16 protein-coding genes and 1 tRNA gene are annotated in these 16,390 nt (G+C 49.3%); 14 read left to right on the forward strand and 3 right to left on the reverse strand.

Annotated elements, in window-relative coordinates; all coding sequences use genetic code 11:
* Window positions 1-76: 76 nt before the first annotated feature.
* Genes TOLA_RS03845 through TOLA_RS03885 form a run of 9 tightly spaced genes read left to right on the forward strand, consistent with a single transcriptional unit; the run spans window position 77 to window position 9,162 of the window.
* A complete protein-coding gene (locus TOLA_RS03845; protein WP_148210414.1) occupies window positions 77-451 on the forward strand; it encodes a hypothetical protein in 375 nt (124 codons plus the stop codon).
* Window positions 448-1,947, forward strand: coding sequence for a hypothetical protein (locus TOLA_RS03850; RefSeq protein ID WP_012728978.1), 1,500 nt, complete (start codon window positions 448-450; stop codon window positions 1,945-1,947). The genes TOLA_RS03845 and TOLA_RS03850 overlap by 4 nt, the downstream gene beginning before the upstream one ends.
* A gap of 11 nt (window positions 1,948-1,958) precedes the next feature.
* Window positions 1,959-4,097, forward strand: a complete 2,139-nt coding sequence (locus TOLA_RS03855; RefSeq protein ID WP_012728979.1) for a hypothetical protein — start codon at window positions 1,959-1,961, stop codon at window positions 4,095-4,097.
* 12 nt (window positions 4,098-4,109) lie between these two features.
* Window positions 4,110-4,307, forward strand: a complete 198-nt coding sequence (locus tag TOLA_RS03860) for a hypothetical protein (RefSeq protein WP_012728980.1) — start codon at window positions 4,110-4,112, stop codon at window positions 4,305-4,307.
* Window positions 4,308-4,355: 48 nt separating this feature from the next.
* The gene (locus tag TOLA_RS03865; RefSeq protein WP_148210415.1) at window positions 4,356-5,504 is read left to right on the forward strand and encodes a hypothetical protein; all 1,149 of its coding nucleotides are present in this window, start codon (window positions 4,356-4,358) and stop codon (window positions 5,502-5,504) included.
* The gene (locus TOLA_RS16615) at window positions 5,501-6,475 is read left to right on the forward strand and encodes a carboxypeptidase-like regulatory domain-containing protein (RefSeq protein ID WP_012728982.1); all 975 of its coding nucleotides are present in this window, start codon (window positions 5,501-5,503) and stop codon (window positions 6,473-6,475) included. Before TOLA_RS03865 ends, TOLA_RS16615 begins: the two co-directional genes overlap by 4 nt.
* On the forward strand, window positions 6,472-6,876 hold the full coding sequence (locus TOLA_RS03875) for a hypothetical protein (protein ID WP_012728983.1): 405 nt from the start codon (window positions 6,472-6,474) through the stop codon (window positions 6,874-6,876). Before TOLA_RS16615 ends, TOLA_RS03875 begins: the two co-directional genes overlap by 4 nt.
* 3 nt (window positions 6,877-6,879) lie before the next feature.
* Window positions 6,880-8,919: a hypothetical protein gene (locus TOLA_RS16310; protein WP_012728984.1), complete on the forward strand. Its 2,040-nt coding sequence runs from the start codon at window positions 6,880-6,882 to the stop codon at window positions 8,917-8,919.
* 9 nt (window positions 8,920-8,928) lie between these two features.
* On the forward strand, window positions 8,929-9,162 hold the full coding sequence (locus TOLA_RS03885; RefSeq protein ID WP_012728985.1) for a hypothetical protein: 234 nt from the start codon (window positions 8,929-8,931) through the stop codon (window positions 9,160-9,162).
* Between the two features lie 216 nt (window positions 9,163-9,378).
* Here TOLA_RS03885 and TOLA_RS03890 read toward each other — a convergent pair.
* Both TOLA_RS03890 and TOLA_RS03895 read right to left on the reverse strand, forming a co-directional pair.
* A tRNA-Pro gene (locus TOLA_RS03890) sits at window positions 9,379-9,455 on the reverse strand.
* Window positions 9,456-9,563: 108 nt separating this feature from the next.
* The gene (locus tag TOLA_RS03895) at window positions 9,564-10,913 is read right to left on the reverse strand and encodes a dihydroorotase (RefSeq protein WP_012728986.1); all 1,350 of its coding nucleotides are present in this window, start codon (window positions 10,911-10,913) and stop codon (window positions 9,564-9,566) included.
* Window positions 10,914-11,002: 89 nt separating this feature from the next.
* Here TOLA_RS03895 and TOLA_RS03900 point away from each other — a divergent pair, with 89 nt between their 5' ends.
* The 4 genes from TOLA_RS03900 (at window position 11,003) to TOLA_RS03915 (ending at window position 13,755) form a co-directional block, all read left to right on the forward strand.
* A complete protein-coding gene (locus TOLA_RS03900) occupies window positions 11,003-11,881 on the forward strand; it encodes a 6-carboxytetrahydropterin synthase (protein WP_012728987.1) in 879 nt (292 codons plus the stop codon).
* A gap of 97 nt (window positions 11,882-11,978) precedes the next feature.
* The gene (locus TOLA_RS03905; RefSeq protein ID WP_012728988.1) at window positions 11,979-12,335 is read left to right on the forward strand and encodes an HIT domain-containing protein; all 357 of its coding nucleotides are present in this window, start codon (window positions 11,979-11,981) and stop codon (window positions 12,333-12,335) included.
* Window positions 12,335-12,928, forward strand: coding sequence for a penicillin-binding protein activator LpoB (gene lpoB, locus TOLA_RS03910; protein WP_012728989.1), 594 nt, complete (start codon window positions 12,335-12,337; stop codon window positions 12,926-12,928). Before TOLA_RS03905 ends, lpoB begins: the two co-directional genes overlap by 1 nt.
* Window positions 12,925-13,755: a phosphotransferase gene (locus tag TOLA_RS03915; RefSeq protein WP_012728990.1), complete on the forward strand. Its 831-nt coding sequence runs from the start codon at window positions 12,925-12,927 to the stop codon at window positions 13,753-13,755. The genes lpoB and TOLA_RS03915 overlap by 4 nt, the downstream gene beginning before the upstream one ends.
* Before the next feature lie 57 nt (window positions 13,756-13,812).
* Here TOLA_RS03915 and hpf read toward each other — a convergent pair whose 3' ends face one another.
* Window positions 13,813-14,145: a ribosome hibernation-promoting factor, HPF/YfiA family gene (hpf, locus tag TOLA_RS03920; protein WP_012728991.1), complete on the reverse strand. Its 333-nt coding sequence runs from the start codon at window positions 14,143-14,145 to the stop codon at window positions 13,813-13,815.
* Window positions 14,146-14,473: 328 nt separating this feature from the next.
* Between hpf and TOLA_RS03925 the strand changes: the two genes are divergently transcribed.
* Window positions 14,474-16,387, forward strand: a complete 1,914-nt coding sequence (locus TOLA_RS03925; protein ID WP_012728992.1) for a transglycosylase SLT domain-containing protein — start codon at window positions 14,474-14,476, stop codon at window positions 16,385-16,387.
* Window positions 16,388-16,390: the final 3 nt, after the last annotated feature.

A 16,390-nucleotide genomic window follows, 5' to 3' on the forward strand; every position in this document is an offset into this window, starting at 1 on the left:
TGTAACCCAGCATAAACACGAACCACGCGCGCCCGCGAGCAAACTAGTGAGCAAATATGTTCACCAGAGTTTTATTGTGACGACACCAACTTTAGATAATTTAATCCTGCCGGACGATGTTGTCTGGACTGATGAATTAGATTTTTCGCCTGTTGCTCAGACAATAACCCCAACGCTGACTGGCGCGATTATTGTTGAAGAAAACGCAGTGCCGGCTGGCCGCCCAATAACGTTGAAAGGGATCGCAACTCTTGCTTTGGTTAAACAGTTAAAAACAACTGAAGCGCTGATTAATCATCAAATGCCGCTGGTTTTATCTGATGGACAGACTAAGACCGTCATTTTTAAACGCCCTGGTGTTTCCGCAAATTCGTTAATTGGCGACGTATCCGACCCGGATATTAATGATCCGTATGAGTTTACGTTGAACCTCATGGAGGTTGCGGTATGACTATCCTTGAAGGCGACATCAAGCTCCTTGCCTCTGAACGATTAGCCGATACCGATGACGGCGGTGGGCGCATGACTGGCACGGAAGTCGTGACCGGTCAGCATAACAGTCTGTTTCCTGATATCTCCGACCTCGATCGCTCATATGGTCGCGTCAATCTGCGTAAAGCCTTTCTGGATATTGATACCGATAATGTTGATGTCTATTACGGTTCGTATGTCGCCGTGTTGAAACCGCCGGCTGATCCCAATGTGGCGATCACATTGTTTTCTACCGAAGACCACTTTGACGAACGGGCTGCTGCACGTGATTTTATGGAGCGCTATCTGGCGCGCGGGCCGCGCTGGCAGGGTTATTTGTATGACACGCAAATTAAAGGTCAGCGTGCGATCCGTTTCTTTCAGCGCAAACAACAACGCCTTCCGGAAGTTGGTGAGACGCTAGATCTGGTCGGAGATGAAGGTAAATCGACCGAGTTTGAGCAATATGTTCGCATCACCAAAGTCAGTTCAGAAGAGCGTGAATTTTTGGTGTCCGGTTACGGTCAGTCCTTTGTTCGCACTGTCGTTACTGCTGAAATCTCTGATCCATTGCGCTTTACGTTTGAAGGTAACACGCCAACGCCGTATGACAACGAAGCCCAGAAAACGGGTTTCCGAGAAACTGTGGTTGCCGATGCGGCGGAATACTTCGGCACGGTGCCATTAAAATCAGCAGCGGCATTTGGCAGCATGCAGTGTTATGCCGAAACGATTTTTACCCAACTGGTGCCATCTTCCCGCACCGAAACGCCAGCTATTGATCTGACGGCCGGCGGGCAGAGCAGTACGCTGACGCCATCCGATAACGGCGTGGTGACCACCCAGACTGTAGTAGCCATTGGCCCAAACAAATCATGGTATCTCGGCAATGCCGCACAACCGGGCAGTGTCAGTTTTGTCATTGGTTCGGCCACCATAAAAGATTCCGGTGGCGAGATGGTATTGGGCGGCACAGTCGTCGGCAGCATTGAATATCAGCGCGGCGTCGTGTCGTTCAACTCTCAATGTCCTGATTACGGCACCGCTACCAAAACGATTGCCTTCAAACCCGCCGGCAGCGTGTCGCGCATCAGCGACACCATGAATATTCCCATCAATGAGAACACGCGTGGTTATGCCTACACCGCCACGCTGAGACCTATACCCGATCCGGGCTCACTGATTGTTAGCTTCATGGCGCAGGGGAAATGGTACGACCTGGTTGATAACGGGAAAGGGGAATTGTACGGCGCCGATGCATCTTACGGCTCTGGCACCATCAGCTTCTCGACCGGCTCTCTCATGATGACCTTGGGCGCATTACCCGATACCGGTTCATCCATTCTGTTTGCCTGGGGCAGCCCAACCACCTCGTTTAATCGAGCGAACACACCAACAACACAAGCGGGGGTGTCCGGCGTATTGGGCGACGGCATCACCTTTAACGAATGGCCGCTGCTGGCTATATCTGCGTAAGGATTTTATAAATGACGATAACCAAGCAGGGGTCGATTGTTGCAGGCTCCGTCACTGCCTCATGGGTGGTTGATGCTGTCACTAAAACAGCGGCAGCGGATGTGAATGGGGTATTCAGTGGCGATGCAACCGGCAACGTTGATCATGTCACTGGTCGATTTTCCATGTTTCCGAAGCTGTTGCCGCCGGTTGGTACGCCTATCCGCTATCAGTGGATCAAGGTCGGTGATAAGACCATCGCCGATCTGAGCAATATTTCTCTATCCGTGGTCGGTAATACCGTGAGCGGTATTATTCCCGATGTGCCGCTTATTCCTGGGCAAGCGGTATTTACACTGATCCTTGATGTGGGTGATGGGGTTGATATAGTCAATCCGGTAACGATCAGCCTGATTGATGATAGTAATGGTCACCTGCTTAATTCAGTGACGAAAGCACAGCTCGGCACTATCAATTACAGCACCGGTGCGTTTGTGATCAATGCGCCTACGTCTGCCGCATTCCGTGTTAAAAAATACGAATATCGCTGGACGGGCACCGACTATCAGCGCGATAGCGGATCATGGACGTGGGTCTGGACATCAACCGCCACCGAAAACCATGCCTGCAGTGTGCGCGCTCCCGGATTAACCAAATGTGCTTATCTGTCCATTCGTTATGAAAACCAGCATGATCTGACTGTTTCGCTGGATGACCTGACTTTTGATTTTACACCGAACAGCCGTGAAACCGTGGCGACCGGCTCGGTGCGACTGGCCTTTGGTGGTCGAACCTATATTGACCGTCTGGGTTATCTCTACAGCAACATCGACCCACTGACCGGCAGTGGTGAGCAGTCCGGCACGTTTGATTACAACAACGGTATTGCCAAAATAACCGCATGGACGGCTGGCGCGACCAATACCAATGTGGTCGTGCAATCGATGCTGACTTATCTCGATGATCATACCGTTTCGGATATTACCTTCCGCACACCGGGCGCACCGGTTCGTGCCGGCTCACTGTATATCCAGTGTCTGGATGCGGCTGGTGTTTTGCATGATGTCACAGTGCCCGCAGATGGCCGGATAAACTCAGATATTTTTGAGGGAACATTCGACGCGGAAATTGGTGTTGCATACATCAAATTCGGTTATCTGGTGAAGGCGTCAGAGAACCTGACGGCGGAATGGTACGATCAAGACTTGGTCGATGTGAACGGCAATATCTGGATGCCGTTGCAGGTTAAAGCGGATAGCCTGCGCTTTAACTGTGTGACCTACTCTTACCTGCCGCTTGATGCTGACATCATCAAACTTGACCCAGTGCGTCTGCCGACTGATGGGAAAGTGCCCATCCTGCGCAAAGGCGGCATTGGTATCATTCACAGCACCAAGCGCACCCCATTTCCAAACAATGTCACTGCCGGTTATTTGCTGGATGTGGGCCGTACTCGTCTGGCGAAATGCTGGCTGGAAGATGCCAACGGCCTGACCGTGCCAACCAGCAAATACAGTGTCGATCTGGATCATGGCAAGGTCACGCTGGCAACACCGCTGGATTTAACCGGCTATGCACAACCGCTGGAAGCCGTTCACCGTGTCGAAGACATGAGCATGATCACCGATGTGGAAATCAGTGGTCGCCTCACACTGGCTAGACCGTTATCGCATAACTACGACCCGGCAGATACCTACGTCAGTTCCGCGCTCATTATCGATGATTTGTGGGCACGTATCAGTGATGTGTTTGACCAACAAACCTGGACAAGTGTCTGGAGTGACACACTTATTGGTAGCCAGTCTACTGCGCAATTCAATGCCACTGATTATCCAATCACCGTTAAAAATCGAGGTGCTATTACAGAGCGGTTCGCGCTGATTTTCACCAGCAGCACCGGCTTTAACGTGATCGGTGAGCACCTTGGCCTGATTGCTATCGGCTCTATCAATGAAATTTGCGCCCCGATAAATCCAAACACCCAGACACCCTATTTCAGTATCAATCCGCTGGCGTGGGGTGCTGGATGGAGTAATGGCAACGTATTGCGTTTTAACCTGCATGGCGCAAACGCGCCGTTCTGGATAGCCCGCACCATTTTGCAATCGGAAGCGGCGGTGGACAGCGATGAGTTTGCCCTGCAGCTGCGCGGCAACATAAATAAAGATTAACCGGAGCCGGTCATGGGCATGTACGAGAAGCTGATCGCCATCGGATACATGGTTCATACCGGCCATGACGGATGGTGGTTAGGGCGAGATTTTGAGTTGTGGTTATTGCAGGAACAGCGCCGGCTTTACGGTGAACACGCAATTACTACGCCGGAAATTCAATCTGCACTAACCATTCTGACTGAACAACATCAAACAAGTGCTGCATAAGCACAGGAGAACATAATGACGTTTCCCGTTAAATGGTATTCCTCTGATATGGAAGGTGCTGCTTTCTTGTCATCCGGTGCGGCTGGCGCTGCCCATACCACAGTTGCCGGTTCGCTGATTGCCTTATTGAAATCGGTGTTAGTCACAGGGTTTGGTATTAAATCAGTGTCATCGTTGGTTTATAGCAGTGCAACGCAAACCATTACGGCTACGGTGGCTGCTGGGCATAAATATTTAGTCGATCAAGTAGTTGAATTATCGGGCGCCAACGAATCAGGCTTTAACGGTGAATTCCGCGTGTTGTCGATAACCAGTACGAATGTGGTCATGGGGTTAGATAACGGCACGCCATCAGCAGCCAATGCGACCGGTACGCTCAGCATGAAAATACCGTCACTGGGATGGGCGGTTGAATTTGAAGATGCGGCTAACTATAAAATCATTTTTAAACGTACGGCCCCTGCATCAACGCCATTACGGATGTATATCGATAACAGTGCTTGGAGTGGCTGGAATAATTACAACGGTTATCTGGCTAAAGTGCAGATGATTGAAAACCCTGCAGATATCAACACATTTACCGTAGTAAATGATTATCGATGGCCTTGTTCGCACAGCTATGCAACACCACGCTGGGAATTAATTGGTGACAGCCGGATGATTTATTTCCTCCCTGCCTATGCTGTGAATAACAACCGGGGTTTTTATATGTTCGGAGATGGCAACAGCACTCGACCCGGAGATAATTACTTCTGTTTAATGACACGGTATCCCGTGCTGACCAATGATCGTTATTGGCAAAATGGTGGTTATACATTTCATAATCAGGCTTTGTCATTTTCAAATTCAAACCATAAACATATCGCACGAAGTTATCACCAGATGCCGGGTAGCGTTGCGGCATATTGGAAAGGATTAAACACTTATTTTGGTGAAGGGATGTCATTCCCTAACCCTGCTGATAATGGTTTCTATGTCAGCACTGACCCCGTGCCTGTGTATGATGATCTTTCATATCGTGGGAATCTACCCGGCATCGTTGTTCCTTATGCATCACCGTCAGCTTATGACAAAACTAATCTGAATAATTTACCTGGGTTGACAGGAAAATTAATTCGTCTGTTATTGGTTAATCGTGAAGAGGCTGGCGGAAATCCTCGCTTAATTGGCTTCGATATCAAGGGGCCATGGCGATGAGTTACGAATATTTAGATAGTTTTAATGACGCCCCATCTATTGTAACTACTACCATTTGCGAGTTTTCAAATAACGCTAGTGTAGTTTTTAGCCAATCATTAGGCGCTGTCACTATAACCTCCCCAACTAGTCAAACCATTGCATGGATATTTACTGGATTACCGATTGCTGATAATAGCTATGTGATGACTTTTGAGGCAGACATTGAATTAGTTAGTGATCCAATGAATCTAAAACATACAGGTATTTTTATAGTTACTAACGGTGAAGGACTATATGGGTTGCGATTTGCACACCTATATAGTGGCTGGCAAGTGATGGAATTTTCCGGTATGAGTTCTCAGGTTGTGCGTTCTTTCACTCAGTTATCCAATCCATCGTTTAACGTCGGAGAGCGCAGAAGAGTTAAATGTATAAAAACAGCTGATAATTACAAGTTCTATGTGAATGATTCATTAGTAGCTGATATTACAAATGCATCATATCGCTTGTCATTGCCAGGCATTTTCTCGCACCAAGGTTCTATTAATGTACATTCCATTTCGTATCAAATAGATGGATTAAATATATATTCAAAATCACTACCAATGCGACTGACGTTTGCAAATGGTGAAACCAAAGACAAGGCTTGGCCTGGAGAAAACAGCTGTAAACAACTCGATTCACAAACTGCCGAAAAAGCCTATGGCGTAACTACTGCCGCCATGCTGAATTCACCACCCCTGCGTAAAGATTTCGGATTTATTGAAGGTGTTATCACCCGTAAAACAGCACCCGCTGTTGGTCAGCATGTCATTTGCCTCGATGACCGTTTCAATCTGGTTGCTGAAACGTTATCCGGTTCCAGTGGGTATTATCGTTTTGATAGCTTACCCATCAATGGGCTTTATGCCATTCATGCCTATGACAATAACGAATACAAATATGCACCGGTTGGTGCTGACCGCCGCACACCGGAGGCATACCCATGACCATGACTTACACGGTGGCGGTGAAGAACGCCCGCGCACAGGCATTGGCGAACCAGATTGATGCCAGTAGTTCTGCCGGTTCACTGACTATTTTTACTGGGTCCGCACCTGTTGGGGTTGGCGCTATAACAACGCAGACAGCCTTAGTAGCAATGCAATTGCAAAAGCCATGTTCGGCAACGATTGCGAACGGCACTCTGACGCTGGCCAACATTACTGAACAGATGGTGCAAGCGACTGGACAAGCCGCCTGGGCACGATTGAAAAATGGGGATGGTGTAGCCATTGCTGATATGTCGGTGGGGCTGGCAGGCAGCGGTGCTGATATTGAATTGCCGACTGTTTCTCTCATTCAGGGCAGTTACGTTCGTATCACGGCAGGGCAAATCAGCGAGGCCTAATTCATGTCTGAACCGGTCAATCTCGACCTATGGCAATCTGCCGCAGAACAGGGGCCGGTTAACCTTGATTTAGGGGCCAGCCCTGATGTCGCAACAATCTATGTCGCGACTATTGCCGCAACCAATCAGCCGGCATCTGCTGATATCAATGCCACTGTCATTTATGGCGGTTTAATCGCAGCAGGGTCAAGCCCATCGGTAACGGCTATTGCTGGCACCATCATCCTTAGTGCGAACCTATCTGGCAATAGTGCAGCCCCACAGGCTGATCTCAATCCTGACTTAATTCTAACCTCAACGGTTAGTGCTCATAGTAATTCGGTCTCCGGTCATCTTCCTGCTGATTACATTATTACCGGTGCTATATCGACTGATTCGAACCAGATGCATTTTCATGGCAGTGGTAATTACGACATCAATGTCTATCGTGACCCCGCCGGTTACGGCGGCAATGTCTGGGCAAAACAGGCGGAACCTGCTCACCATGAGCCGGGCATTAGTGATTGGCACATGGGTGCCAGAACGCCATCGGATAAGCCAGTTGAATGGCAGGAAGCCAGCAGCATCAATGCCAAATCGGCTTATCCGTTTGGTTTAATACCCAGAGCGCAGTCGCAAAAAACCGAGCGCTATGCCGAAGCCGCGCGATCTGAGTTGCGGCCAGAATGGTTATATCGCGACTTGCCAAAAGCGCATAAAAGTCGGATAGAGAAACACGCAGAAGCCATTAGTTGTGGTCACTCAGCATCTGCTCCGTTCTGGCTGTTATTGCCACGAAACCACCGAGATAGAACAGAACAATCGCAAGCGCCGGGCTGGCTGGATGTGTCATTGCAACGTCAGTTGATCCGCAAAGGGCGCTGGATAGCAAAACAATCATTCGCGCTGTATGAAGAAGCTGTATGGCCATTGCCCGGTGTCAGTGACCATACACTGCCACCCATCACGCTACCGCTTAATATTGGCGATGTTAACCTCAATTTTTACCGCGAACGTCAGTTAAATACCGATCTGGAATTCTGGATCGATATCGGTGCTGCCCGCATCATTCCAATCCGGAGGGTATATCTGGTGAGTAACACGGCATCTATCGTCAGAGCCCGCGACGGATTAGAAATTCCATCAACCAGCGTCAGCATCGATTACGACGATGATAGCTGGGCATGGCAGTTCTCGGCCACCGTGCCGCTGATTTCCATTGCTGAAGCACTGGACGGCGAAGAGGTGATCATCACTATCAATGGTTATGAATGGCGCATGTCAGTCGATGGCTGGAGCGATAACAAGGCTTGGAACAGTCAAAGTGCGACAGTCACAGGCCGTAGTCGGACGAAAGAGCTGTCCAGTTCCATCCTGCTTCCTGCCAGTTATGCAGAAACACAAGATCGCACCATTATCCAGCTTGCCGAACAGGAGCTGATCACCGGTTGGACGATAGACTGGCAGGCGGCTGATTGGTTAGTGCCGGGTGGTGCATGGAGTTACAGCAACAAAGCACCAATGGATATCATCACCGAACTGGCCGAAGCGGCAGGGGCCTTTGTGATGCCAGATCGCGTAAATCGTCACATGACCATTTTACCAAAATATAAGACCGCACCTTGGCATTTAGATGGGGTATTGGCCGATGTTCAAATACCGGCAGACATCATGATCAACCGTGGTCGTAAGCGGGAATATGGTACGAATGCGAATGGGGTTTGGTTAACTGGCGGGAATGCAGGGATCACCGCGCGAGTGAAACGCACAGGCAGCGGAGCAGAACGACTGCTGGCTGACACCAATAATGCACTAATGACCCATGTTGATGGTGCCAGAGCATTAGGCACCAAACTGCTGGCCGAGAGTTTGAACCGAAGCCTCGATACCATTGAGCTGCCAATTTCCAGCACCGACACCGGCTTAATACTACCCGGCATGATATTGGATATCCCTGATGGGAAATCGTATGCCAGAGGGTTTAAAGCCACCGCGCAAAAGAACAGCGATCATAAAATGGTCGTTCGTCAGAGCATTGAGATTGAGCGGCCATTAATTGTTTAAGGAGTGTTTATGCCTAATCTGTTTAAACAGTTTGTAGCGTTATTGCCAGAAAGGGACCAACGAAACATAGGGGAGGTGATAGCTGTTAATGCAACGGCTAACACCACAACGCTTTCTACATTTGGCGGTGGTTCTATCGTTGTTGTCGGTACTGGTGTTGCGATAGGTGATAAGGCGTTCTTTAAGGGGGGCTTACTTGAAGGGACTGCACCTAACCTTCCGGTTTATGAAATCGACGTGTAATTTTTATGCCACTTAAACTGTCATTTGCGTGTCACTTAAACTGTCAGCTTTCTATATTCCGGCTTGTGACAATATCGGCGAATGCTTATGACAATTTTCGCGGCGGGCTACAGTTACAATCACTAAATAGCCCATCAGCGTAACCTCACGGCAGGAAAGTTTAAGAGTCAGAAAACAAAAAAGCCTGGAAATATTTCCAGGCTTTTCGGAGGAATTTGGTCGGCGCGAGAGGATTTGAACCTCCGACCCCTGACACCCCATGACAGTGCGCTACCAGGCTGCGCTACGCGCCGGATTATTAAACAAAATCATTGCTTAACGGTTGCAGAGTCTATGTGCCGCCTTTGACCCTGTCAACCGTGTCTGTTTAGCCTGTCATCAATTGATGACGTTCCGCACAGTTAAGTCCGTTTAAACTGCAGGCGATGACCAAACTGTGCAGTCTGGATCTGACCATTCTGATAAGCAATCGTGCCGTTAACCAGCGTGGTGTGAATGCGGCTGCGGAACTGATATCCCTCGAACGGTGACCAGCCACACAGATACAGCGTGTTTTCCGGTGTTACCAGATAAGGGCTGTTCAGATCCACCAGCACCAGATCCGCAAAATAGCCTTCACGGATATAGCCACGTTCACTGATCTGATAGCGTTCAGCAACGGCATGTGAGGTGCGTTTTACGATCGTTTCCAGCGAGAAAATACCGTTGTGGTAATGTTCCAGCAGTGAAACTAACGCGTGCTGACAAAGTGGCAGGCCAGACGGCGCCTTGAAATAGGTATTTTGCTTTTCCTGCCAGGTGTGTGGTGCATGGTCAGTCGCAATGATATCAATCACACCGCTGTTGACGGCGGCCAGTAAGGCTTGTTGATCCGCGGCCGTTTTAATCGACGGGTTGCATTTGATTAAGTGACCCAGACGGTCGTAATCAGCCTGATTGAAGAACAGATGATGCGCGCAGACTTCAGCGGTAATATTTTTGCCAGCGAGTTCACTGAGATCTTTACTGGCGGTAAACAGTTCCAGCTCTTTGGCGGTAGTAATGTGCAATACATGCAGCTTGGCGTTGTATTTTTTCGCCAGTTCAACTGCCATACTGGAAGAGGCATAACAGGCATCCGCAGAACGGATATTGGCATGTTCACGGGCTGGTACATCTTCACCGTATTTTTCACGCGCCGCGTCTTCCAATACTTTGATCATCGGTGTGTTTTCGCAGTGCGTGGCAATCAGCATCGGCGCTTCACGGAAGATCGCAGCCAGTGTGTCGGTGTTATCTACCAGCATATTACCGGTGGATGCGCCCATAAACACTTTGATACCACAGGTCTGGTTGGCATCCAGCAGTTTGATCTGTTCGAGGTTGTCATTCGTAGCACCGAAATAGAAACTGTGGTTGGCAATGGCCTTCTGGCTGGCCAGTTCATATTTGGCTTCCAGCGCTTCCACTGTTACTGTTTGCGGCGTGGTGTTTGGCATTTCCATAAAACTGGTCGTACCGCCGGCAACGGCTGCGCGCGATTCGCTGGCCAGGGTGCCTTTGTGTGTTAAACCTGGTTCACGAAAATGCACCTGATCATCGATCATGCCGGGTAGCAGATGCAGACCTGTGGCATCCAGCAACCGGGACTGACCATCATGAGGAATATCAGCAGCAATTTTTTCGATGCGCTGCCCGACGATCAATACATCGGCCTGTTGTTGACGATCTTCATTGACCAGGGTGGCATTTTTGATTAACAGTCTGTCCATGGAAGTCACATACTTATTTGCAGGAATGTTGTAGTAATAATAAACGCAAATATGCCAGTCAGATACACAGGATTTATAAGGTTTTTCATATGATATTATTTGTTCGCGATCTCACTGTAATTGATGCTGCTTATCTATGTCCTCACCGCGGTGTGGTGGGTGAAAGCTGGCTGGTCGATGTCGAGCTAACCGGTGAACTCAATGAAATGAGTATGCTGTTCGACTTTTCCCGGGTAAAAAAACAGCTGAAAGCCATTATTGATGCTGAAGTCGATCACCGCCTGCTTATCCCGCAAAAAGCATCAGAAACCATGATTGAACCCGCTGCAGCCGGTTATCTGTTTGTCGATTTTCTTTCCGAAGAACATACCATTCATCTGAACTGTCCGGAGCAGGCGTTTGCGGTCATTCCGGCGGCTGAGATCAGTACCGAAACCGTCACCGATTATCTGCTGACGCTGATCCGTCATCAGTTGCCCGGCAACATTGATGGTCTGAAAATCACATTGCGTCATGAACATATTCCGACACCGAACTATCACTATACGCATGGTCTGAAAAAGCACGATGGCAACTGTCAGCGTATTGCGCATGGTCATCGTTCGATGATTGAACTGTGGGTCGATGGTGCGCGTGATCATGCTCTGGAACAATACTGGGCAACCCGCTGGCAGGATATCTATCTGGGTACGGAAGAGGATCTGGTCTCTGTGGCTGAACTGGAACTGAGCGAAACCGGACAGGAACTGGTCAGTGACCAGCAGCATTATTGTTTCCGCTATACCTCGGCGCAGGGTGATTTCCAGCTGGCAATTCCGAAAGAAAGCTGTGAAATCATTGATACCGATACCACCGTTGAATTGCTGGCTTCTTATATTGCTGCCCAGCTCAAACCGCAATTAGGTGAAAAAGAGCTGAAAGTGGTGGCTTATGAAGGTGTGGGTAAAGGCGCGATTGAAGTTCTTTAACCCGATAAACGATTTTTGGGGCTGAACTGAAAAAAGGGCTGTGCCAGAATAGGTGCAGCTTTTTCTTTTTGTCTATCTGTTGAACTAAGGAAGCATCATGGCCGAAGAAACTATTTTCAGCAAAATCATCCGTCAGGAAATTCCCGCGAAATTACTGTATCAGGATGATCTGGTCAGCGCCTTCCGCGATATTCATCCTCAGGCACCAACGCATATTCTGATTGTGCCGAACAAAGTGATCCCAACCGTGAACGATGTGACGACGGAAGATGAAGTTGCACTGGGTCGTTTGTTTACCGTCGCCCGGAAACTGGCCGCAGAAGAGGGGATTGATGAGTCAGGCTATCGTCTGGTTGTAAATTGTAACCGCGATGGCGGTCAGGAAGTATTCCACCTGCATATGCATTTGCTGGGCGGAAAACGGATCGGTCGTCTGGTTCAGGCAGACGCATAATGACAGTACTGACTTTTCCCCGCATGGCCCGTTATCACTGGCTGCTATGGCTGACGGCATTTGTACTGACGGGTTGTAATACCACGATGTATAAATCCTCCGGGACTCGTCCATCTGGGCAGACCGTGACAACAGGCACAGGTACAGCACAACCGCAACAGGTCAAGCCGGTTGATCTGCAGCCGCTGGCCAAACGCACCGCCAAATCGGTGATAAAGCGCAGTGCTGCGTTCGATCTGGGTAAAAAGCCAACCTTATATGTGGATATGCTGCGTAACAGCACGGGGCGTCCACAGGATACTGCAAAAATCACGTCGGTATTACATAAGGAACTGGCCCGTTCCGGTCGTTTTCAGCTGATCCCGCTGGAGAAAAATGCGGCGTATCAGCAATCACTGGATTATCAGCAAAGCGAAGGCTCAATGAACCCTTCTACTGCTGTGCAGTTAGGAAAACAGACCGGGGCTGATCTGATTCTTTACGGCAATGTCAGCCGGATCAAAAAGAGTAATACCTATCAACTGACGACGCATCTGATGGAGCTGAAATCAGGCGAACTGCTGTTTAGTGATAAACAATCTGTACGTAAATGATCACGCCTGCGTTACCGGCACCGTATGATCAGGCAGACGTAACGCTGTTGGGGCAGGGGTTAACCAACAGCGCTTACCGTCTGCAACTTCAGGGTAAACGTTATTTCTGGCGTCAGGGTATCGCGCAGCCTGAAACACTGTTTATCGATCGTCAGCAGGAACGTCAGGCGCTGTCGATCGCGGAAGCCGCGGGATTGCATCCCCAAATTCATTACCACTCCGCTGACGGACAGCAGCTGGTGCTTGCATGGTGTGATGAGCCATCGTGGAGTCCGGCCTGTTTTTCCTCATCTGCCGGCATTTCACTGCTGGGGCAACTGGTCTCCCGGGTGCATGCGTTTCCGGCCAGATTAAAAGTCCTGGATCTCTCAGATTACCTGCAACGTTTCATTAATAGCCTGCCTTCACTCCCGGCAGATTTATGCCGTCATGTCTGCCGTCTGCAAATGATGCTGAAGGCTTTACCGGCAAGACCTCTGGTGCTCTGTCATAACGATATAAATCCGGCCAATCTGCTGGGGACAAAACCCTGGCTGATTGACTGGGAATATGCCGCGATGGGCGATGCTGCCTTTGAACTGGCGGTGATCTGCCGTGCCGGACAGTTTAATGACAGTCAGCGGCACCAGCTGGTGGCGGCTTATCAGTCGGCCGGTGGTGATTGTGACGCTGCGCGGGTTATGCAGATGTTGCCGGTGGTGGACATGGTGAGTCTGTTGTGGTGTGAAAAGATGCTGTTGCTGCGGCCGGATGCACGCTATGAAACGCTACGGCAGGAATTGTATTTGTCTGTACTGGGCAGTCAGGTATCAGACAGTCCGGCGTAGAAAAAGCGGAAACAAAAAGCGCGTCATTAAGACGCGCCTGAGAATAAGGATATAGTATCAGAACATGGCTGTCATAGAATTCTGGCGTTGCACATCTCTGTGGCGACGAGCATCCGGACGATGAATATGTCTGATGATCTGACGTTCCAGTTTTTGCTCTAATGCATTGATTGCCGCGTGCAGATCTTCATGTTCAGCTTCGGCAAATAATTTGCCAAACGGGATCTGAATTTTTGCTTCGATAACGTAACGTTCACCTTCCTTGCCAACATATACATGTGGAGAAATCATCGGTACCTGCATGCGTTCCAGTTTCTCAAACTTGGATACCACATACTCGCGGATGGATGGGGTTACATCAATAATTTTGCTGGTAATTTCGATCAGCATAGTCGCATCCTCCTGCTTTGTTTTCTACAACCCACGAATTAAGAATACTGTTTTGATAAAGTAAATTTGCGACCGGGATCACCTTAATAAAAGAGAGACATTTCAGTATTTATCAATGTGTGATCCCTGTGCGCAACAGGTCATTATGCGAACATTCTATTCGCTTGCGCCGCTCCGGCGGGTTGTCTTATAAACATACAAAGAATGTGTTAGTTGTTGTGCTGAGCGGTAAATTCGCTGTCAGCACCGCCAAGCTGTGTTTATAATTCTCAGGTTACAGCCGGAGTGGTGCTGTCGTCTTGTTATACCCAGAATGGATTGCATTTTCATGAAAACGCGAATAGTTGTGCTATTACTCAGTGGATTGATGGCATTCAATACAGCGGCATCATCTTTATCGTCTCAGCGCGCCCGTTTTATTGCTGTAACGCAACAAATTAAAGACGGTAATTTCAGCTCGATGGCCTCTGCGAAAGATGAGCTGGATGATTATCCTCTGCTACCTTATCTGGATTATTACGCACTCTCATATCAGCCGGACATTAATCGTCTTAATGCGGTTCAGCGGTTTGTTGCGCAATATCCGAAAAGCTATCTGGCCAGTCGTCTGACAGAGCGTTATGCCTATCTGCTGATGCAGAACAATATGTGGCGGGAGTATTTGCAGCTACAACCCGATGAACCGCAATCCATGACACTGCGTTGTGCCTGGCATATGGCGCAATACGAGACCGGAAAAACGGATAAAGCGGTCAGTTTTGCACGCAAAATCTGGTTTTATGGTCATTCCCGTCCGGCAACCTGTGACGGGTTATTCTCGTTGTGGAAGCAGGCTGGCGGTCTGACAGAAAATGATATCTGGAAGCGCATGGTACTGGCTTTCAACGCGGACGATCCTCGTTTAATGAATCATCTGTTGCAACAGATGACCAGCTCTAATGGTATTTATCATGCCAGCAAGCTGATTTCTGTTTACTCGCAACCGGAAAATCTTGAAACCCTGTTGCCGGTTACCAGTGATGACCGAACCCGCAAGATTGCCGGTCTGGCGTTACAACGCTGGGCTGATAAAGATACAGAAGCCGTTCTGGCGCGCTATCTGGCAATTAAAGCCCGTTATCAGTTGAGCGAGGCGGATCTGGTGCCGGTGAAGGCCGAGATTGCCCGGGATATGATGCTGGAGCGGATCAAAACATCCCGTGTGTGGCTGGATAACACCTTGCTGCAGTCACGTGATAATTCATTGCTGGAATTACGTGTTCGTCTTGCACTGGCTGAAATGGACTGGCGCGGTATCAAAAGATGGATCAACCTGATGCCAAGATCCGGACGGGATGATATTCACTGGTCCTACTGGCTGGCCCGTGCTGAACAGCAGTTAGGTAATAAGAGTCATGCCAAAGCGCTGTTCCAGCAGGCCAGCTACGATCGTAGTTATTACGGTTTTATGGCGGCAATTCAGTCCGGCATGCCTATTCGTATCACGGAAGACGTATTGCAGCCGGAATACAAATGGAAAGAAGCCGTGCGTATGTGGCCGGCATTACAGCGTATTGAAGAGCTGATTGCGCTGGATGAAACCGCTATGGCGCGCAGCGAATGGTTATATCTGCTGGATCAGTCAAAATATGACAGCAAACTGCAGTTGGGGCTGGTAGCACAACAACGTGGCTGGGCACATTTAGGTATTCAGGCCAGTATCCGGGCGAAAGCGAAAGATGTACTGGCTTTGCGTTTCCCGACGCCAAAAAAAGCGGTATTCAGTCGTTATGCCAAAGCGCGCGATATGGATGTCAGCTTGCTGTATGCACTGGCACGTCAGGAAAGCGCGATGTATGAGCGGGCACAGTCGCCTGTCGGTGCCTCGGGTCTGATGCAACTGATGCCGGCAACGGCAGCCGATACGGCACAAAAATTAGGTGAAATCCCGCCATCACCGAATGCGCTGACGAATGCTGAAACCAACGTGCGTCTGGGCAGTGCCTATATTAAAGGGCTGCTCGATCAATATGACGGTAACCGGGTGCTGGCTACCGCCGCTTACAATGCCGGACCTGGCAGGGTACGTAAATGGCGCAGAGAAAGTAGTGGTCAGCCGGTAGATCTGTGGGTTGAAAATATTCCGTATAAAGAGACGCGGAATTATGTACAGAACGTTCTGGTGTTTAATGCCATCTATCAGGATCGACTTAACCGACCGGTTAATTTCCTGACAGACAGCGAACGTCGCCTGCGTTACTAACTA

Source organism: Tolumonas auensis DSM 9187 (genome assembly GCF_000023065.1).
Lineage (GTDB): Bacteria > Pseudomonadota > Gammaproteobacteria > Enterobacterales > Aeromonadaceae > Tolumonas > Tolumonas auensis.

Coding starts and splice junctions, on each gene's coding strand:
- TOLA_RS03860 (WP_012728980.1), top strand. CDS start 4,110: ATGGGCATGTACGAGAAGCTGATCGCCATCGGATACATGGTTCATACC.
- TOLA_RS03875 (WP_012728983.1), top strand. CDS start 6,472: ATGACCATGACTTACACGGTGGCGGTGAAGAACGCCCGCGCACAGGCA.
- TOLA_RS16615 (WP_012728982.1), top strand. CDS start 5,501: ATGAGTTACGAATATTTAGATAGTTTTAATGACGCCCCATCTATTGTA.
- hpf (WP_012728991.1), bottom strand. CDS start 14,145: ATGCTGATCGAAATTACCAGCAAAATTATTGATGTAACCCCATCCATC.
- TOLA_RS03895 (WP_012728986.1), bottom strand. CDS start 10,913: ATGGACAGACTGTTAATCAAAAATGCCACCCTGGTCAATGAAGATCGT.
- TOLA_RS03865 (WP_148210415.1), top strand. CDS start 4,356: ATGGAAGGTGCTGCTTTCTTGTCATCCGGTGCGGCTGGCGCTGCCCAT.
- TOLA_RS03850 (WP_012728978.1), top strand. CDS start 448: ATGACTATCCTTGAAGGCGACATCAAGCTCCTTGCCTCTGAACGATTA.
- TOLA_RS03925 (WP_012728992.1), top strand. CDS start 14,474: ATGAAAACGCGAATAGTTGTGCTATTACTCAGTGGATTGATGGCATTC.
- lpoB (WP_012728989.1), top strand. CDS start 12,335: ATGACAGTACTGACTTTTCCCCGCATGGCCCGTTATCACTGGCTGCTA.
- TOLA_RS16310 (WP_012728984.1), top strand. CDS start 6,880: ATGTCTGAACCGGTCAATCTCGACCTATGGCAATCTGCCGCAGAACAG.
- TOLA_RS03915 (WP_012728990.1), top strand. CDS start 12,925: ATGATCACGCCTGCGTTACCGGCACCGTATGATCAGGCAGACGTAACG.
- TOLA_RS03885 (WP_012728985.1), top strand. CDS start 8,929: ATGCCTAATCTGTTTAAACAGTTTGTAGCGTTATTGCCAGAAAGGGAC.
- TOLA_RS03905 (WP_012728988.1), top strand. CDS start 11,979: ATGGCCGAAGAAACTATTTTCAGCAAAATCATCCGTCAGGAAATTCCC.
- TOLA_RS03855 (WP_012728979.1), top strand. CDS start 1,959: ATGACGATAACCAAGCAGGGGTCGATTGTTGCAGGCTCCGTCACTGCC.
- TOLA_RS03900 (WP_012728987.1), top strand. CDS start 11,003: ATGATATTATTTGTTCGCGATCTCACTGTAATTGATGCTGCTTATCTA.